Source organism: Wolbachia endosymbiont (group A) of Campoletis raptor (assembly GCF_964026755.1).
GTDB lineage: Bacteria > Pseudomonadota > Alphaproteobacteria > Rickettsiales > Anaplasmataceae > Wolbachia > Wolbachia pipientis.
Genome location: NZ_OZ034695.1, coordinates 1,249,814 through 1,266,568, shown reverse-complemented (window position 1 = coordinate 1,266,568; position 16,755 = coordinate 1,249,814). Strand labels below are relative to the sequence as shown.

The 16,755-nt window shown below is 35.1% G+C and carries 17 protein-coding genes and 4 pseudogenes; 15 read left to right on the top strand and 6 right to left on the bottom strand.

What is annotated here, in order from left to right; all coding sequences use genetic code 11:
* Positions 1-51: 51 nt before the first annotated feature.
* The 3 genes and pseudogenes from AAGD74_RS06405 to AAGD74_RS06395 all read right to left on the bottom strand — a co-directional run.
* Positions 52-987, bottom strand: a pseudogene (locus tag AAGD74_RS06405) (terminase); the annotation flags it as partial.
* Positions 988-1,767: 780 nt separating this feature from the next.
* Positions 1,768-3,342, bottom strand: coding sequence for a penicillin-binding transpeptidase domain-containing protein (locus tag AAGD74_RS06400; protein ID WP_006280388.1), 1,575 nt, complete (start codon positions 3,340-3,342; stop codon positions 1,768-1,770).
* Positions 3,297-4,136 (bottom strand): polysaccharide deacetylase family protein, encoded by an 840-nt coding sequence (locus tag AAGD74_RS06395; RefSeq protein ID WP_010962787.1) that lies wholly within the window; start codon positions 4,134-4,136, stop codon positions 3,297-3,299. The genes AAGD74_RS06400 and AAGD74_RS06395 overlap by 46 nt, the downstream gene beginning before the upstream one ends.
* Before the next feature lie 122 nt (positions 4,137-4,258).
* Here AAGD74_RS06395 and AAGD74_RS06390 point away from each other — a divergent pair, with 122 nt between their 5' ends.
* The 4 genes from AAGD74_RS06390 to AAGD74_RS06375 all read left to right on the top strand — a co-directional run bounded on the left by AAGD74_RS06390 (position 4,259) and on the right by AAGD74_RS06375 (position 5,966).
* A complete protein-coding gene (locus AAGD74_RS06390) occupies positions 4,259-4,381 on the top strand; it encodes a hypothetical protein (protein ID WP_255317433.1) in 123 nt (40 codons plus the stop codon).
* An 83-nt stretch (positions 4,382-4,464) separates the two neighbouring features.
* A complete protein-coding gene (locus tag AAGD74_RS06385) occupies positions 4,465-5,124 on the top strand; it encodes a RadC family protein (protein WP_012673223.1) in 660 nt (219 codons plus the stop codon).
* Positions 5,125-5,227: 103 nt separating this feature from the next.
* A complete protein-coding gene (locus AAGD74_RS06380; protein ID WP_041582615.1) occupies positions 5,228-5,560 on the top strand; it encodes a helix-turn-helix domain-containing protein in 333 nt (110 codons plus the stop codon).
* A gap of 34 nt (positions 5,561-5,594) precedes the next feature.
* Entirely contained in the window at positions 5,595-5,966 is a 372-nt protein-coding gene (locus AAGD74_RS06375; protein ID WP_041582616.1) for a helix-turn-helix domain-containing protein, read from the top strand.
* 72 nt (positions 5,967-6,038) lie between these two features.
* On the opposite strand, the pseudogene AAGD74_RS06370 reads toward AAGD74_RS06375, so the two are convergent.
* Positions 6,039-6,449: pseudogene (locus tag AAGD74_RS06370) on the bottom strand (IS66 family transposase); the annotation flags it as partial.
* A 60-nt stretch (positions 6,450-6,509) separates the two neighbouring features.
* Here AAGD74_RS06370 and AAGD74_RS06365 point away from each other — a divergent pair.
* The 3 genes from AAGD74_RS06365 to tnpA (AAGD74_RS06355) all read left to right on the top strand — a co-directional run bounded on the left by AAGD74_RS06365 (position 6,510) and on the right by tnpA (AAGD74_RS06355) (position 8,975).
* A protein-coding gene (locus AAGD74_RS06365; RefSeq protein WP_341810627.1) for an IS5-like element ISWpi1 family transposase occupies positions 6,510-7,342 on the top strand; the annotation gives its coding sequence in 2 pieces (ribosomal slippage) (positions 6,510-6,879 and positions 6,879-7,342; 834 coding nt in all).
* Between the two features lie 109 nt (positions 7,343-7,451).
* A protein-coding gene (locus AAGD74_RS06360) for an IS630 family transposase (protein WP_341810626.1) occupies positions 7,452-8,484 on the top strand; the annotation gives its coding sequence in 2 pieces (ribosomal slippage) (positions 7,452-7,913 and positions 7,915-8,484; 1,032 coding nt in all).
* A gap of 53 nt (positions 8,485-8,537) precedes the next feature.
* The gene (gene tnpA / locus AAGD74_RS06355) at positions 8,538-8,975 is read left to right on the top strand and encodes an IS200/IS605 family transposase (protein ID WP_265024376.1); all 438 of its coding nucleotides are present in this window, start codon (positions 8,538-8,540) and stop codon (positions 8,973-8,975) included.
* Positions 8,976-8,985: 10 nt separating this feature from the next.
* Here tnpA (AAGD74_RS06355) and AAGD74_RS06350 read toward each other — a convergent pair whose 3' ends face one another.
* A complete protein-coding gene (locus tag AAGD74_RS06350) occupies positions 8,986-9,648 on the bottom strand; it encodes a hypothetical protein (RefSeq protein ID WP_341810625.1) in 663 nt (220 codons plus the stop codon).
* Between the two features lie 198 nt (positions 9,649-9,846).
* Here AAGD74_RS06350 and AAGD74_RS06345 point away from each other — a divergent pair, with 198 nt between their 5' ends.
* The 8 genes and pseudogenes from AAGD74_RS06345 to AAGD74_RS06315 all read left to right on the top strand — a co-directional run.
* Positions 9,847-10,770 carry a hypothetical protein gene (locus AAGD74_RS06345; RefSeq protein WP_341810624.1) on the top strand — a complete coding sequence of 308 codons (924 nt, stop codon included), beginning with the start codon at positions 9,847-9,849 and terminating at the stop codon, positions 10,768-10,770.
* Positions 10,771-10,821: 51 nt separating this feature from the next.
* Positions 10,822-11,151: a helix-turn-helix domain-containing protein gene (locus AAGD74_RS06340; RefSeq protein ID WP_007549995.1), complete on the top strand. Its 330-nt coding sequence runs from the start codon at positions 10,822-10,824 to the stop codon at positions 11,149-11,151.
* A 22-nt stretch (positions 11,152-11,173) separates the two neighbouring features.
* Entirely contained in the window at positions 11,174-11,548 is a 375-nt protein-coding gene (locus tag AAGD74_RS06335) for a helix-turn-helix domain-containing protein (protein WP_007549999.1), read from the top strand.
* A gap of 297 nt (positions 11,549-11,845) precedes the next feature.
* Positions 11,846-11,977: an ankyrin repeat domain-containing protein gene (locus AAGD74_RS06330; protein ID WP_007551899.1), complete on the top strand. Its 132-nt coding sequence runs from the start codon at positions 11,846-11,848 to the stop codon at positions 11,975-11,977.
* 3 nt (positions 11,978-11,980) lie between these two features.
* A complete protein-coding gene (locus AAGD74_RS07340) occupies positions 11,981-12,208 on the top strand; it encodes an ankyrin repeat domain-containing protein (protein WP_082246108.1) in 228 nt (75 codons plus the stop codon).
* Positions 12,209-12,291: 83 nt separating this feature from the next.
* Positions 12,292-12,907, top strand: a pseudogene (locus AAGD74_RS06325) (IS3 family transposase); the annotation flags it as partial.
* 85 nt (positions 12,908-12,992) lie between these two features.
* On the top strand, positions 12,993-13,430 hold the full coding sequence (gene tnpA, locus AAGD74_RS06320) for an IS200/IS605 family transposase (RefSeq protein ID WP_265024376.1): 438 nt from the start codon (positions 12,993-12,995) through the stop codon (positions 13,428-13,430).
* A gap of 66 nt (positions 13,431-13,496) precedes the next feature.
* A pseudogene (locus tag AAGD74_RS06315) lies at positions 13,497-13,991 on the top strand (IS3-like element ISWpi17 family transposase); the annotation flags it as partial.
* Between the two features lie 667 nt (positions 13,992-14,658).
* Here the strand turns inward: AAGD74_RS06315 and AAGD74_RS06310 are convergent.
* Positions 14,659-16,749: a PD-(D/E)XK nuclease domain-containing protein gene (locus AAGD74_RS06310; RefSeq protein WP_226079617.1), complete on the bottom strand. Its 2,091-nt coding sequence runs from the start codon at positions 16,747-16,749 to the stop codon at positions 14,659-14,661.
* Between the last annotated feature and the right edge of the window lie 6 nt (positions 16,750-16,755).

Genomic DNA, 16,755 nt, shown 5'->3' with positions numbered 1-16,755 from the left:
CCTATTTTTTAACTTACCTTATCATACCCTTTTCTTTCTTTCAAGACAGCCTCTCAACCACTCTGGTTTAATTATACCACTTGAAAGCGGCAGAGGGTTTTGTTGATATTGAGCAGCAAAAGCGTAACTCCCAAGTTCAGCTTTTATTATCTCAACTTCTTCTTTTCCTCCATCGAGGGGATATAACAACTGACCTTCTTCTCTTGAATATAATATCCTTACAGGTGACGCTGGTTTATTATATAATCGCCTGGTCGCACAGTGCTGAGCTACTCGGATGATAGGAACGGGAGGTATTGGCTTTTTGATTGAATAAATAACCTGCTTATTTTCAGAAATCATTGGCAAACAAATATGATGCCATATGTTTTTTGGCTTGGAGAGAAGGTGTCCAGTTAAGTCCTCCTGGTGTAGCCTGTGCATTACAAGAACGATGACTCCTTTTTTTCTATCGTTCAGCCTGGTTACTAAAGTCTGATCAAACCAGTTTGTGGCACGCTTTCTAAGCGTTTCACTCAAAGCTTGAGCAGAACTGAGCGGATCGTCCACAATGATAAAATCACCACCTTCACCAGTTAGTGTTCCACCAACTGATGTTGCGATTCTGTATCCTCTCTGCACTGTTTGAAATTTATATTTGGTATTCTGGTCTTTGGATAGTTCTATCTCTGGAAATAGCGCTCTATACCAACTAGACTGCATCACGCACCTGGTGTCGAGCGAGTGCTTTTCGCTGAGCCGCTGAGAATAACTTGCAACTATTATTCTCGCAGTTGGTTGGTTTCCCAGTATCCATGCGGGCCACGCAACACTAGCGCACAGGGATTTCATTGAACGCGGAGGCATATTGAATATTATTCGTTTCACTTCACCAGCGCTCGCTGCTTCCAGCCTGTCTGCTATGACTTTTATATACTGATAATCGTTATACTCACACCCCGGCACTACCGTTTGAAAGCATAACTCAATGAATTTTAGAAAGTTCATGATATAATGTTGAAACCAACGCGTGACGCTGGGATGACAAAAAAAGGAGCACTGAAGGCTATAGGTGAGACGTCGCGGTATCTCTAGATCCCGCTAACAAGCAGCGGGATGACGAATTACTTAACCATCATCTACACCGTCATACCGCGATTCATTCGCGGTATCTCAGCCGCTAACAAGTAGCGGAATGACAACAATCCTACGTCATACCACCGCGGCGCTAACAAGAGATCCCGCTAACAAGCAGCGGGATACTTAGGGATGACGGTTGTTGTTTAGCTATAAATATTAAGAAATTTACTAAATGAAAAAAAAGGCAAAAGAAGCCCTGGGGTTATTATCCGCTTTAAAATATTGGCGTTTTTTATGTTTTAAACGCTTGACAAGCAAGATTAAGCTGCTTTTAATTGCAACTAACTTACGCTGCAAATGTTTAAGAAGTTTACTAAGCAGAAAAAAAGACAAAGAATCCCCGAGTTAGCTAGTCTTTTACTATCTCTGTCAAGTATTGGCATTTTTTGATGTCTTGTAACGCTTTATAAGCGCGTTCAGCTTATTTAGATAAAAATCTAGATGTAGATGAAGTTTTGTAAAGACATACAGTATCTATATACTGCAAAAAATTGAACATAAGACGCCGATACATTAAGTAATCCTTACCTTTTAATCTGCAGATTGGCGAAAGCAAATACAATAGCTTCACTATCATGATAAGGGCGCTGGCGAAGGGTGTCAAGTAAGTTTTTTCGTTTCTATTCCCAATAAAAGTTTGTTATATGGTTATGCAAGAAGTTTAATACTCATAGTTTCAAGCATATACTGAAATATTTCATTAGCTATAGCAACATCTTGGCGTGGGGCTTTGCCGTGTTCTATAAACACAGAGATTGCATAGCGCGGGTTATGGTAAGGGCCATAGGCGATAAATAACTTATGACTTTCGCCCTTAGAGTTTATCTCTGGTGTACCGGTTTTACCGGCAATTTGTATACCGCTTAGCCCTTTCTTATAGGTTCCAGTTTTAGAATTCACCACATCAAACATAGCTTTTCGAACTATGCTAAGATGCTCACAATCCACATCAATATCGGGAAAATCTTGTATCGTTTCATTCATCTTAATGCGGGGAATTACCTCTTTTCCTGTTGCAATCCTCGCTGCAAGAACTGCAAGCTGTAGTGGTGTTGTAAGCATATACCCTTGTCCTATAACTAAGTTGATAGTGTCACCTAAATACCACTGCGAATATAGCTTTCGTGTACGCCAATCTCTATCTGGCAACAACCCTGGAGCTTCTTCTTTAAACGTTCCAATCAGTGGCCCACTTCCAATACCAAATTTTCTGGCCATTTCTACTAGAGAGTCTACACTTATTTTTTTCCCTATATTATAAAAGTAAGTGTTGCATGATAATGCCATTGCCTCATTTAAAGATACATACCCATGGACTTTGCTTTTCAGACAACGAAATTTCCGCTCACCTATTTTCATATAGCCCTTGCACGAGAATTTCTCTTCTGGTGTTATTATCCCGTCTTTTAAACCCGCAAGCGCAACTATTACTTTAAATATTGAACCAGGTGGAATTTGATATGATAACGCACGATTCACGAGCGGCAATGAAGGAGCATTCAAGCTCTCCCAAGTCTCATTTGATAGCCTGCTAGCAAAAAGATTATTATCGTAAGAAGGTGAATTATATAATGCTAAAATTTCTCCATTATTTACATCAATTACCACTGCGGAGCCTTGGTGATCTTTAAATACCTCTGCGGTTTTCTCTTGCAGATTAATATCAATTGTCAGTTGTACATCTTGTCCGTCTTGTTGTGGTATGCTTGATAATTCTTTTATGACGCGTTTTTTAGAATTTATTTCCTGCTCAGATTTTCCTGACTTGCCTTTCAATATATGATCATATGTATATTCAATACCGCTGATTCCTACTTCGCTTATGCCTTGCTGTCTTTTTGTATATCCGATTACATGAGAACACATTGAACCAAACGGGTAATAACGTTTATAAAGAGCAGTTATTTTTTCTGACGATTTTGCTATTTTAGACTCGACTTCTGATAATGTCTGCAAATCAACTTCCTTACCAGAACCATCAAACAAAACAACATACGAAATTTTGTTTACCGCAAGTTCAATGCTATTCCTATCTAAAATTTTGCCCCGCTTAGGCATAATAGTAGCAACTCTTATTCTATTACTATTAGATAGTGCTTCGTACTTTTGTCTGTTTCGTATTTGTAAATTATATAACCTGCAACTAAAAACCGCAGAAATGGTAAGCTGAATACCACCTAATATGAATGCTCTGCGGTTAAAGACTTTGTTTTTTGTCCACATAACATTCCTTCAAAACACACTTTTTTCCCCTCTTTTATTGTTACACTTCTGGCTTTTACCGTATTACAAACCCTTTTTTCCCACTCACTTAAGGTCACAAACTTATAACCTGATTTTTTTAGTATTTTAATAATATGAGGTAAAGCTTCAATTGTGTTTGACCTGTTATTGTGATCATGAAACAGTATAACTGCTCCATTATGTACATTACTTAAAACTCTTTCAACTAAAGTTTCTGGCTTATCACCTTGCCAATCTAGCGAATCAACTGTCCATAATATTGAATACATATTTAATTGATCAGTATTTTCAATCAGATTATCGTCATAACATCCATATGGCGGACGAAACCATTTTACATCTTGTTTTATTGCATTTTTAATTGCTGTATTTGTCTTTTCCAATTCTTGCAATTGTTCCTCACTTGAAAGTGATGTCAACTTCCTATGCGACCAAGAGTGATTGCCTAACTCATGACCTGATTCATGAATTTTCTTTACTATTTCAGACGTTTTTTCATTTATACGTTCACCAAGCACAAAAAATGTTGCTTTTGCTTCATAGCTTTCCAGAACATTAATAATATCGTTTACTCTATTGTTAGACGGTCCATCATCAAACGTAAGCGCAACAAACTTATCGTCGTTATTCAATAATTTTTTTATATTACTTAAATTTCTATATGATAGATCTAGATTACAACTGAGCCCACAGTATGGTAAATTAAAATTACAATCACTACAAAAAGCCGTACTTGAATATAGTAAGAAAAAAGTGATTATCCTTATAAACATTTGTAATCAGCAAAGTGATAGAATACTACACTTTTTTGCTAAGTTAAGCCATCTTTAATTGCTGTAGCCTTTACTTCATCGCTTCTTTAATATATTGTATTAACAATTTTATATAATATATTATGATTGCAAATATAAATACCGTTGCGCTTCAGGGAATTAGCACAGTAAATGTCAATGCACAAATTCATATGGCAAATGGTATTCCAGCTTTTAAAGCAACAAGGACAACATTGCAAATTTAGAGTTCAAAGGGTTATTCCTCGAGAACTACTGCGTCAGAAAGCTGGCGTTGAATTTGTATATAATGTTGACCTTGGAGGTTTTTATGAATAATAGTGAGAGAAAAGAAAAATTGGAAACTCGCATTTTATCAAGTAGAGGCAGGTCTTTACTTGACCATGAGCTACTGGAACGTACTCTATCTGAATGTGAAGAAGGAAGAGAAGTGGCCAAAAAGCTAATAGAGCTCTTTAGTAGTTTAGGAAGGGTAATTAACGCTGACTTTCATGAGCTAAAAAATGTTACAGGAATGAATGATGGAGCAATAGCAAGTATCTTTTGTCTGAAGGAGATTTTCGATAGGATACTGAAAGGTAAGTTAAAAAAGCTGTCGATTCTTGATAACAGAGAAGAGCTACTAAAATACTTTAAAACAGCAATAGGGCAGTCACGAAAGGAAAGCTTGCGAGTAATATACTTAGATCGAAGTGGTCATTTGATATACGAGTATATTCAAGACTGTGGAACTATAGACAGAGTACCTCTATATGTGAGAGAAATAATCAAACAGGGATTACTGATCGATGCATCATCTATTGCAATTTCACATAATCATCCAAGTGGAGATACAGAACCATCAAAGGAGGATGAGGATAACACACTTACATTAGCTGCAACCTGCGAAAATGTAGGAATGAAATTAATAGATCACATAATCGTAACACAGAAGAGCCACTTTAGTTTTTATGATAGTGGTTTATTGTAATCTGTAGACCGGAAGGAAAGTTCTCCAACTTTCCTTCTTTTTTTCTACTTCATAAATTAAAAAATTCAATATAAGCTTGAGCAGCTAAAATTAGTAATGAAAGGTGGAATTAGGCAAAAAAATAAAAGAACTTAGATTATACTGTGGTTTAACACAAACTGAGTTGGGAAAGAAAATAGGCGTTTCGTATAGACAAATACAAAGGTACGAAAATAGTTCAAACCAAATTTTGGCCAGTAGGCTATACGACTTAGCAAAAGCACTATCGATTAATGTGGCTGATTTTTTTACTGATGTGCATGTCGACTCACATGAAACTTATGATGAAGAAATACTAAAATTAGTCAAAGGATATAATGAAATTAAAAGCAAAAGGTTACGTAGCGTAGTTTATATATTGGTAAAATCTTTTTCTCAAAGTTACAATGAGAGTTAGTATTGCTTCAATACCTCAGTTAATATATTAATAAATGATTGTACAAGATGAACAACATCCTATTGATAAACAAATAGGTGAAAGAATAAGGAAGAGAAGGTTAATATGCGGTTTTAGCCAAAGAGACTTAGGAAAAAAGCTCGGAATTTCATTTCAGCATATACAAGGATATGAAACTGGAGAGGTAAGGCTTGTAATTGATAGATTGTATAATTTGGCAGAAGCTTTGTCCGTTGATATGTCATATTTTTTTACCAAAGCTTCTGAAGACTTACACGATAAGGCCTTTTGTAGCGATGTGGGTAGTGAAGAAATATCAAGGCTAGTGAGGGAATACAGGAAAATTAAGGATGAAACGTTGCGTGATATTGTGCATTCAGTGATAAAAGCGCTTGCCAATAAATAATATTGCCTGAATATATCTTCAATCCACTTCTACAAGCAATGCTAGTTAAGGGTATCCGTTCAGGAGAGTGGTTTAAGAAACAATAGATAGGAGATTTTGGAAAGGATTGAGACCCCTTTGTTTCCAAGTTAAGTATAATGAAATTATCCGCTCAAGGAATGTATTTCCCCGCTTTGATTGTGTAAAATATGAGTTTTTGCGATAAACGACATAATGCCGAATTTGCCGTTCAGCGTGGTTATTTGTCAGCGGAATATTTTCTGGGTCATCTAAAAATTTCCACATCATTCTTTCAGATCTCAGAACATTTTTTGCAACTCGAGAGGCTCCAATTGCTTCAGGTAAACGAGATATCTCCTTCAAGTAATACTTTGTACGTTTTCTTAATTTTCTGGCACGTCTGACAAACCTCAAAACATCTATCTCACTTTTTAGTAAAGCTTTTTTTAGTGCAAATAATTCAGTGGCCACGTTTCTCAAGTAAGAGGTTGTCCGGAAACAAGTAAAAGGCTATAATATCTGAAATTTTAGTACGGGGTAAGGATGAGAAAAAAGTATCCAACAGATCTAAGCGAAAGGGAATGGGCAAGAATAGAAAAACACTTCAGAGTATCATACAAGAAAGGAGGAAGGCCGCCAAAGTATAGCAAAAGAGAAATATTAGAAGCAATTTTCTATGTATTGCGTACAGGGTGTCAATGGCGGTATTTACCAAATGATTTTCCGCTATGGAAGACTGTGTATGAGCAGTTCAGGCAATGGAAGAAGCAGGGAATTTTTGAGAAAATGAATTATGAAATTACAAAATATAGTAGAAGAAAAATAGGAAGGAATGAGCAGCCGAGTGCCTGTATAGTAGATAGTCAATCTGTAAAGACTACAGAAAAGGGGGGATCAAAGGCTATGATGGAAGTAAAAAAGTAAAGGGTAGAAAAAGGCATATAATTACAGACACTCAGGGTTTTATACTAGGTTGTTACGTAGGCGCTGCTAACGAAAATGATAGAGATGGTATTAAAATAGCATTAAACAATATGAGAACAAAATATACTAAAGTTAAAAAAATGTGGGCTGACATGGGATACCAAGGAAGAAATTTAAAGAATCACATAAAGGAAGAATATGACATAGATATTGAAATTGTTACAAGGCCTCCATGTAGATTTTGGGTGCACAAAGATACGCCACCTGAGCTACTACCAACAAGAGAACAAGGGTTTAAAGTACAGCCAAGAAGATGGGTTGTAGAAAGGACTTTTGCTTGGGTTAATAGGAATAGAAGGCTATCGAAGGAGTATGATTTACTCACAACATCCACTGATAATTTCATATACCTAGCTATGAGTAGGGTTATGTTAAAGAGGGAATATGCTTGAATTTACTAGTTTCCGGACAACCTCTTATACCAATTCCCATTACAGGGCAAACAGATGGACAATGATGGAAGAAAAGCCATACTGAAGTAAGTAAAATAGCGAGGTTTAAATGGCATTAAGATCAAAATTATTGGATGAAAAAGTAGTAGAATCAGCAAAAGAAATGCTGAAGAAAGTAAGGAATAATGCATATGTTTCAAAAAAACTAAATGCTGTAATTGCAGCAAAAAAGTACAGTATAACGGCTGTAGCAAAAATATATTGCATTTCAAGAAGCGCACTAACTTCGTGGGTAAAACTCTTGAAAATTGGCAGAGAAGAAAAACTGTTTGCTCCTTCACAACGTCGTAGAAAAACTAAATTAAATCAGGCTCAACTACAGCAAATTGAAGAGTGGATAGAAGAAAATCCTAATATCACCATTAAAGAAATGAGAATAAGAATCCAGGAAAAGTTCGGATTAAATATCAGCAAATCTACAGTACACCGCCATATGCAAAAGATGAAATTCTCATATATTACACCAAGACCAGTTCATAATGGACAAGATAAAAGCAAACAAGAGGAATTCAAAAAAAAATCTCAATGGAGCTATTAGCAAGTATCCAGAAAAAGAGCTATTTTTCTTTGATGAATCACGGTTTGGCACACATTCAAAAGTTGGACATGGGTGGTTTAAAAAGGGGATTAGAACACAGGTTAAAACAAAATTAGGTAGGCAAAATTTCTATCTCTATAGTGCAGTTAATCCTAGAAATGGAGAGAGTTCTAGCTTATTTGCACCAAATGTCAACACTGATTGCATGAACATATTTCTTGAGCAAATTTCGCAATATCTAGAAACACGAGAGGCTTTTCTCGTTATGGACTGTGCTAGTTGGCATAGGTCAAAAAATTTAAAGGTACCTAAAAATATCGACATTATATACCTACCTCCATACTCACCTGAGCTAAATCCTGTTGAGAGGCTTTGGTTATATATAAAACAGAACATTTTGCGCAATAAAATATACGATACAATTGCTCTACTTGAGGGTGCTTTGTGCAAATTTATTACTTCTCTTGCCAGCTCCACAATTAAACAACTCTGCAATGTTTCCTATTTGACTTTCCATAAGATGGTACAAGCCTCCACCTTCTAGGTGGAGAAACTTTAGTTTGTCAATGTCATAACTGTACTTTATAAAGTATAGTTATGACGGAATATGACAAAGGAAAACACACTGTATTTTATCATAGGTACCATATAGTCTGGATTACAAAATATCGGTACAGAGTATTAACTAAGGCTATGAAGGAGAGAATACGAACAATCATAGCAGAAGTATCTGAAGAAATGGGGATTAAGATAGAAAACGGAGTAATATCATCAGATCATTTACATTTATTCGTAGTAATACCTCCTCATATAGCTGTGAGTGATTTTGTTCAAAGAGCCAAAGGCAGGTCTTCACGCAAAATTCAACAAGAATTTCCAGAGCTAAATAAAATGTACTGGGGAAAGCGTTTTTGGGGAAGAGGATACTTTAGTGCTACCAGCGGACATATCACAGATGAAGTCATTAATGAGTACATCAATAAACATACAGATGCACATCAGCCTCATTCTATATCTAGTATAAGATTGGAGTAGCTTTAGCTTCTCACCGCGCTTCCAGCGCTATATCGAACCTTTCGGCTCTCAGCCGATAGTGGTTGAGTGGACAACAATGAGAATTGGTATTATTATCGATTTCTACATCTTCAACAGTTCCTTCTATAGTAGCGTCTTCTCCAACTTCCCTAAGTTTCTTGAGCCTACTATATATTTGTGGCTCAATTTCTTTTTGCACTTTTTGATACATTTCAGCTATTTTCTTATCAACTTGTACATTAAAATCTGCTCCATGTAAGGCTAACTTTCTGATTATATCTTCTTGTTTATTTTCTTTGAATTCATCACGATACATCTTAAACATTGTAACGTTAGTGAAGCTAAAGCCATCTTCGTTGCGAGCGTTTACTCTTATTCCTAAATCCAAAGCTTCATCGACGATTTTACTTAATTTGTCTAGATTTTCAGCTGCAATAGCTTTTTCCAAGAATTCATTTAATTTCACATTTTCATATTCACTTAGCCTTATCTTGCATAAAGCTGATCGAAATGGATTGAGCTCCTCAGGATATGTTAAGACAGGTAATTTACTAATCTTTTTATTTGCTGTTGGAGCAGCTTTTATAAAATTAGGTAATAACCCTTCTTTTGCTATTCGCTCTACCGCTTTTAACATTTTACTAGACAATTTTTTACCATTTATTTTTTTCATTGTAACCCTCACTTAATTTCATTACTATTCGATCATATCGTGATAAATATTATTTAATTGTTAATATTATACGACTTATTGATTTACTGTATATTATAATAACAAGTTTTGCGGGCATCTACACTAGAAAAACACATCCTATAAAAATTATTTCAGTTTCAACAAAAATGGGGTATCGTAATCGTAAAATTGAAAAAAATGGATATCCTATCTTACTCTACTGAAAAGCTGAAAAAGCATTGTCAGCTACTTGATGATGAAGAAAAAATAGTTCTATATGAGCAGCTGCTAGACAAGGCTAAAGATATACTTGAAAACTCAAGAGATGATATTGCAAAGTTGAAAGAGGTAAGCAAAGCAGTTGTAGCAATAGAGGAAACTACCGATAAGCAGTTACTAGAAAAGTTTAATGATGATCACCCGCTAAGAGAAGTGGACATTTTAATCTACTCTCCTCAAGGAAATACTGAATATCTATTCAGCATAGATAACTCATCAGAGCTTTATGATTTAAAAGAAGATAAAGAAAAAGCTCTTTATAATGCAGTAAAGTTAAATGATGTTGAGCTTGTAAAAAAGCTGCTAATGATCCTTTCACCTACAGAAGTAAGTAATTTTGACACGAAATACTTGGAAGAATTGAAAATATTGCTGTCAGGAATTCACAAAGAATTGCAATTATCACAAGATATGAAAAATTATCTTGAGAAGACGATAAAGTTCTATAGTTTTTTATGTAGTAATTTTAACTTACTAGTTACAAATCCTACTGACGTAAAAGCCATAATTGATCTATTTGCTGCTCAACCAAATATTGATTACCAAATAGATAAGCTTCTACTTTCTTTTATTGTAAGAGATGTTGAGGAAAGAAAGCTAAACTCTGAAATTAGTCATATGATAGAACTTCTTGAGCAACACGAAAGATTTGCTGAGCTCGAATACAAGGTTAGAAGATTAAGATCAGAGTTTGCAAGTGGCAAAAGCAGATACTCGGCTGAAGTAATACGAAATAGCATTGCAGAACGAGAAAAAGAGATGAGGGAAATTGAGAAAAAATACGTAAGGCCAAACGATTTAATTAGCGAGAGGCAGAAATTATTAAAGCAATTACTTTGCTAGCTTTTTTTCCACTTCATAAAATTTGTTGTAAATTTGAATAAGAGGTGAAAAGTGCAATTAGGTAAAAAAATAAAACAACTTAGGTTAGATCGTGCTTTGACACAGACCGAATTGGGAAAGAGAATAGGTGTTTCGTATAGACAGATACAAAAGTACGAAAATGGTTCAAATTGTGTTTTGGCCAGTAGATTATATGATTTAGCAAAAGCACTATCGATAGATGTTGCTAACTTTTTTACTGATATGCACACTGACTCACATGAAGCTTATGATGAAGAAATACTAAAGTTAGTCAAAGGATATAACGAAATTAAGAGCAAAAGGTTACGTAGTGCAGTTTATATATTGGTAAAATCTTTTTCTCAAAGTGATAATACATAGTTAATATTACCTGATACGTAAAATGACTATACAACATCCTATCGATAAACAAATAGGGGAAAGAATAAGGAAAAGAAGGCTAATGTGTGGTTTTAGTCAAAGAGACTTAGGAAAAAAGCTTGAAATTTCATTTCAGCATGTACAAGGATATGAAAGCGGAGAGATTAGGCTTGTAGTTGATAGGTTATATAAATTAGCAGAAGTACTATCGGTTGATATGTCGTATTTTTTTACCAAAGCCTCTGAAGACTTACATGATAAGGCCTTCCATAGCGATGTAGGCAGCGAAGAAATATCAAGGCTAGTGAGGGAATATAGAAAAATTGAGGATGAAACTCTGCGTGACATTGTTCATTTAGTGATTAAGGCTCTTGCTAATACAGGCTTTAAAGCATAAATTCTCTCCTTGAGTCGTTGAAGAAAACTTAAACTTTCATTTTCTTCATCATTTTGCTTTTCTTTCACTTTGATGCGTGTAGTTATACCCTACACAAAGTATAATGTTTTAAAAATAAAAACCTGCACCATAAAATATTGAGATTTAGAATATTAACTTATAAAGTCTTTTCGGCAGTTTTAGCGAGGGTTTATTAGCAAGGATGTTGGAGGTTAGCAATGACTATATCTGAAGGTGTAATACAGCGTATAAGGCATAATGATAAGAACGCGATAGGGGGATGATTTTTTGGTCAAGGTGGCTGTGCACCATCCAGCTAAGTTTGATAGCTTAGAAGTAACAAAATTTTTAGTAAATAATAAAGGTGTAAGTTTTAACGCTAAAACTAATGACGAAAACAAGCCTATTCATATTGCAGCTGATTTTTGAAATATCGATATTGTAAAATTTTCTCTTAATAAGGGAGTAGAAGTTGGTACAAAAGGTAAAAACAATTGGACTCCTTTGCATTATGCTACCAATAAAGGATATCTAGGAATTGTAAAGCTTCTAATAGAAAAGCAACAACAAGAATCATTTATTAATAATTCTAATATTAATAATTCTAAAACTACAGATCAGTCTACTATGCTGCCAAGGAAGGCCATTTACCATCTGTAGAATTTCTCATAGAATATAATGCACCCCATAAACTAGACCAAAAAAAATGGTTGATCCGAGTAGGAAAGTAAAGGGGTAAAAGTATGGCAACAAAAAAATATGAACCAGAGTTAAAAGCAAAGATAGCTTTGGAAGCAATAAAAAATCAAAGAAGCACAGCTGAGATATGTAGTGAATATAAAATACCATCAACAAATCTATATGATTGGCGTGATAGAGTATTGGCAAGGTTAAAAGACCTATTTGTTGAAGAAAGTGAAAGTGCGAGAAAACAAAGAATCTTAGCGCAAGAAATAGAAAGTTTACATAAAGTAATAGGAGAATTGACAGTGGAAAATAGTTATTTGAAAAAAAAATTACTGAAATAAGCAAAAAAGATAGAGTAAGATTTATAGAAAAAGATTCTGATCTGTCAATTAGGAAACAGGCTGATTTACTGGGGATTTGCAGATCTAGCCTATATTATAGGCCTATAATTAATAACGAAAGTGAAATTTGATTCAAGAAGTATATTTGGCTTCTGATTGCCGTTATGGATATCGTAAAATTACTGCTGAGATCATAGCGAGTGGAGTAGTAGTCAATCACAAAAAAATCTTAAGAATTATGAAAAAAATGAAGATTAGTGGGCTGTATTGTAGAAAAAGATGTAATACAAGTATTAAAGAAAAAAAGCATAAAATATATCCTTATTTACTTTCCATAAGATGGTACAAGCCTCCACCTTCTAGGTGGAGAAACTTTAGTTTGTCAATGTCATAACTGTACTTTACAAAGTATAGTTATGACGGAATATGACAAAGGAAAACACACTGTATTTTATCATAGGTACCATATAGTCTGGATTACAAAATATCGGTACAGAGTATTAACTAAGGCTATGAAGGAGAGAATACGAACAATCATAGCAGAAGTATCTGAAGAAATGGGGATTAAGATAGAAAACGGAGTAATATCATCAGATCATTTACATTTATTCGTAGTAATACCTCCTCATATAGCTGTGAGTGATTTTGTTCAAAGAGCCAAAGGCAGGTCTTCACGCAAAATTCAACAAGAATTTCCAGAGCTAAATAAAATGTACTGGGGAAAGCGTTTTTGGGGAAGAGGATACTTTAGTGCTACCAGCGGACATATCACAGATGAAGTCATTAATGAGTACATCAATAAACATACAGATGCACATCAGCCTCATTCTATATCTAGTATAAGATTGGAGTAGCTTTAGCTTCTCACCGCGCTTCCAGCGCTATATCGAACCTTTCGGCTCTCAGCCGATAGTGGTTGAGTCAAAGATTTGATTATTTGTAGAGTTAATCAGGTATGGGCTACTGATATAACATATATTATGGTAGAAGGTAAGTTTGTCTATTTTGTGGCAATAATGGACTTGTATAGTCGCTATATTATTGCTCATTCATTATCACCATATCTCGATGCTGGATTTTGCCTTTATACTCTCAAAGAAGCTCTAAAACAAGGTAAACCTGAGATTTTTAATAGTGATCAAGGGGTGCAGTTTACTAGCTACAACTTTATTATGGAATTAGAGCGTGCTAATATTAAAATCAGTATGGACCATAAAGGACGTTGCTTCGACAATATATTTGTTGAGCGCTTATGGAGAACTTTAAAGCAAGAAGCTATATATTATTATAGACCAAATAGTATCAGAGATTTGAATCTTATAATAAACGATTTTGTTGCTTGGTATAACTATAGAAGGCGACATCAGACTCTACATTATAAAGTTCCTGCTGATCTCTATTATCATAAACAGTAAATGAATATATTCATAAATACTTTAAATATGTGTCGACGTATTTATCAACATATTCATTTTAAAAATCGGATCACTTTGAAAAAAATGGTCTAGACAAATGGGTGCATTATAATGTATAACAATGTTACAAAAAATAATATCATAGAATTCAGTAGGATAATTCCTAGAAAACCCCTACATACTAAAAAAAGCAAAATGCTGTTAAAATGAGCTTAAGAATAAATAGCAAACATCTAACATAACAATTCTGTTTGTAAATCAGGTGAGGCTTATCCTATAGAAAGCTTTCGAACTACGCAAGCGTATCTTTTGCCTTTAGTATTTCTTTATTGTTTAAGATAACTGTCTGAGCTCCTCTGCCTTAGCATTATATCTCCACTTTCTGCAAGTTATTCCATTAAGTAGTAAAAATATTAGACTTGCCGCAAAACTAAGAAAAAAAGACCAAAGATAGAGCAGATTGAACTTACAGTAAAAATAGAACAAAAAAACTCCAACAATAAATTATACAAACTTCATCAGGTTAACTTTAACTTAAGAAAACATAAATCAAATTTTCTTGCTCAAAGACCTTGCTTTTTCTCCAACCTTACTCAAACGTACTCTAGCTTAATGCATAATTTTACCCATAAACAACCTTATCTTTGGTACTTTTATTAGTTACAAGTCATCTAGAAAACCCAGATGCTCTACGAAGCCCACCAATCAATATCAGATCCTGCTCTTGTCCTACAGCATTTAATATAGCGTATAACAAAACCATCGCATCTCCCCCAGTAATACGCTTGCATCCTCCACAAAATTCGTATTCACTTAACTGTCGATTTGCCTCCACCCTTTTTCGTTCAACTTGTTCTGCGGTGTTAGCATACTTCAACTCTATTCCAATTGGATGAGTATCATCATTTTCCGCAGATTTTGATAATACTAGGTCTATTTTCCTTCCTCTCTGTAGCTGGAACTCAATAATTACCTTGGCAGGATTATCGCAACTTTGAAATATCCCACGCAACAAAGCCTGAAATTTAGCTTCATTGTTCACGAGTAGACGGTTTCCATTTAATAACGGAGACAACAGACGAGAAATCTCATTAAATAAAACTTCATACCTAGCCCTGTACTCACCATTAACATTACCATCATTACCAAAATTAGGCTCAGCACTCATCAACTGATCTGCAAGTTGATGTAAATTCCTAACATTACCCATTTGTTCTGAAAACCTTCCCTCGAAATAACCTTCACTATGAGAACGTGAGTAAGCACGTAGTGATTCGAATTTCTTTGCAGAAGCCACTTCCAGATGACCCTGGACATCTACTTCACAAAGTACTTGACGCACCTTAGCATCATCTGTGGCTTGAGGCAGTAACGACAGGTTCAATGCTTTGTCTGGTAAAGTCTGCCACTTTAAACGACGAAAAATGTGAAGCACAACAAAACCAATATTTGATAAAAATAGAGCTAAAGTTAACGCATGGCTTACAATATCTGCTGCATCTCCCCTACCACCTGTACGTTTCATTTTCTCTCCCTGAGAGTGGTTAAATAGATACTTGGTAACCCTTACCTCCCGCCCATCATTTGTTTCTAAGTCCCTCCTTGTAGATAAAACATTTCCAAAAACAAACGATGACGTACAGGAAAAAGTGTTACAATGAGGCGATTGAGTGAACTCTGATGCTATGGGTTGTAAAAAACGTTTTACATTTCCCCTAACTCCATTTCCATGAGGATGTAGTAAACCCGGTATTAAGGAAAGACCACCTTCTGAAAAGGCCTGCACAGAAGTTCGGAGACCAGCACCTCCACGTAATTGAAAATTTAACGCTACACAAACAGCACTTGGTGATGAGGTATGAATAGGCAAAGACGAAACAGAACAACTTTTAGCATAATCTTTAGCTTGCTCTAATCCTTCCTCATCACCAACCTTCAACTCAATTATAATTGGAACCGAATCATTTGTCTGATCAACACCACGAACAAGCAAAACAACATCTGCATAACCTTTTCCTATAAGTAGCTCTGGGTAGAAATCAGCCACAGCTCGGTATCTAAAATTTACTAAAAACCCACACAGAAAACCGTGGTAATCAGACTCTGCACGAAACACTAAGCTATCTTCATGTTCATCATGGATATCAATAACATATTCCAAAATTCTTTTAACATTAGTACGCACTTCTCCTGTATCATCATTTGCCAACTCACTCATCAGGTCTAACAATTCACCTTGTTCTCTGATTGGGTTAATTTCATGAAAAATTGGAGCTCCAGGTTCATCACGTTGAGGAAATCTATCTATTTCATGAATAAACCTACATTCTTCTCCAAACCGAAATATTTTATACTCTTCCCAATCCAGATCCTTATCTTCCTGTAATTCTTGTGGAAGATTCTCTTCTACCTGCTGCTTCTCTTCTGCACTAAACCTTGACCCAGGGCTGTTCTCATTATCAGCAACAGTATAACACCTGACTATTCTTCTATTTTCTTTATTAGTGAGAACAGCAACTTTTAGATTTCCATAATTGTCAAAACGAAAATAGACTCTTTCATCTTCAACTAATATACCTGCATCATGTGCAGTAGAAAACATACCAAAAAAGAATGTAGGAAAAAAGCCAGGCTTATTAGCCGAATGCAAAAAAGATGGACAGTTGTTTAAAAAACCTACAAATTGTCTACTAAACTCATCACAACCTCCACTTAATAAAGCCCTAACTAATTCACGATCTTCATTATTACCATGCATAAATAC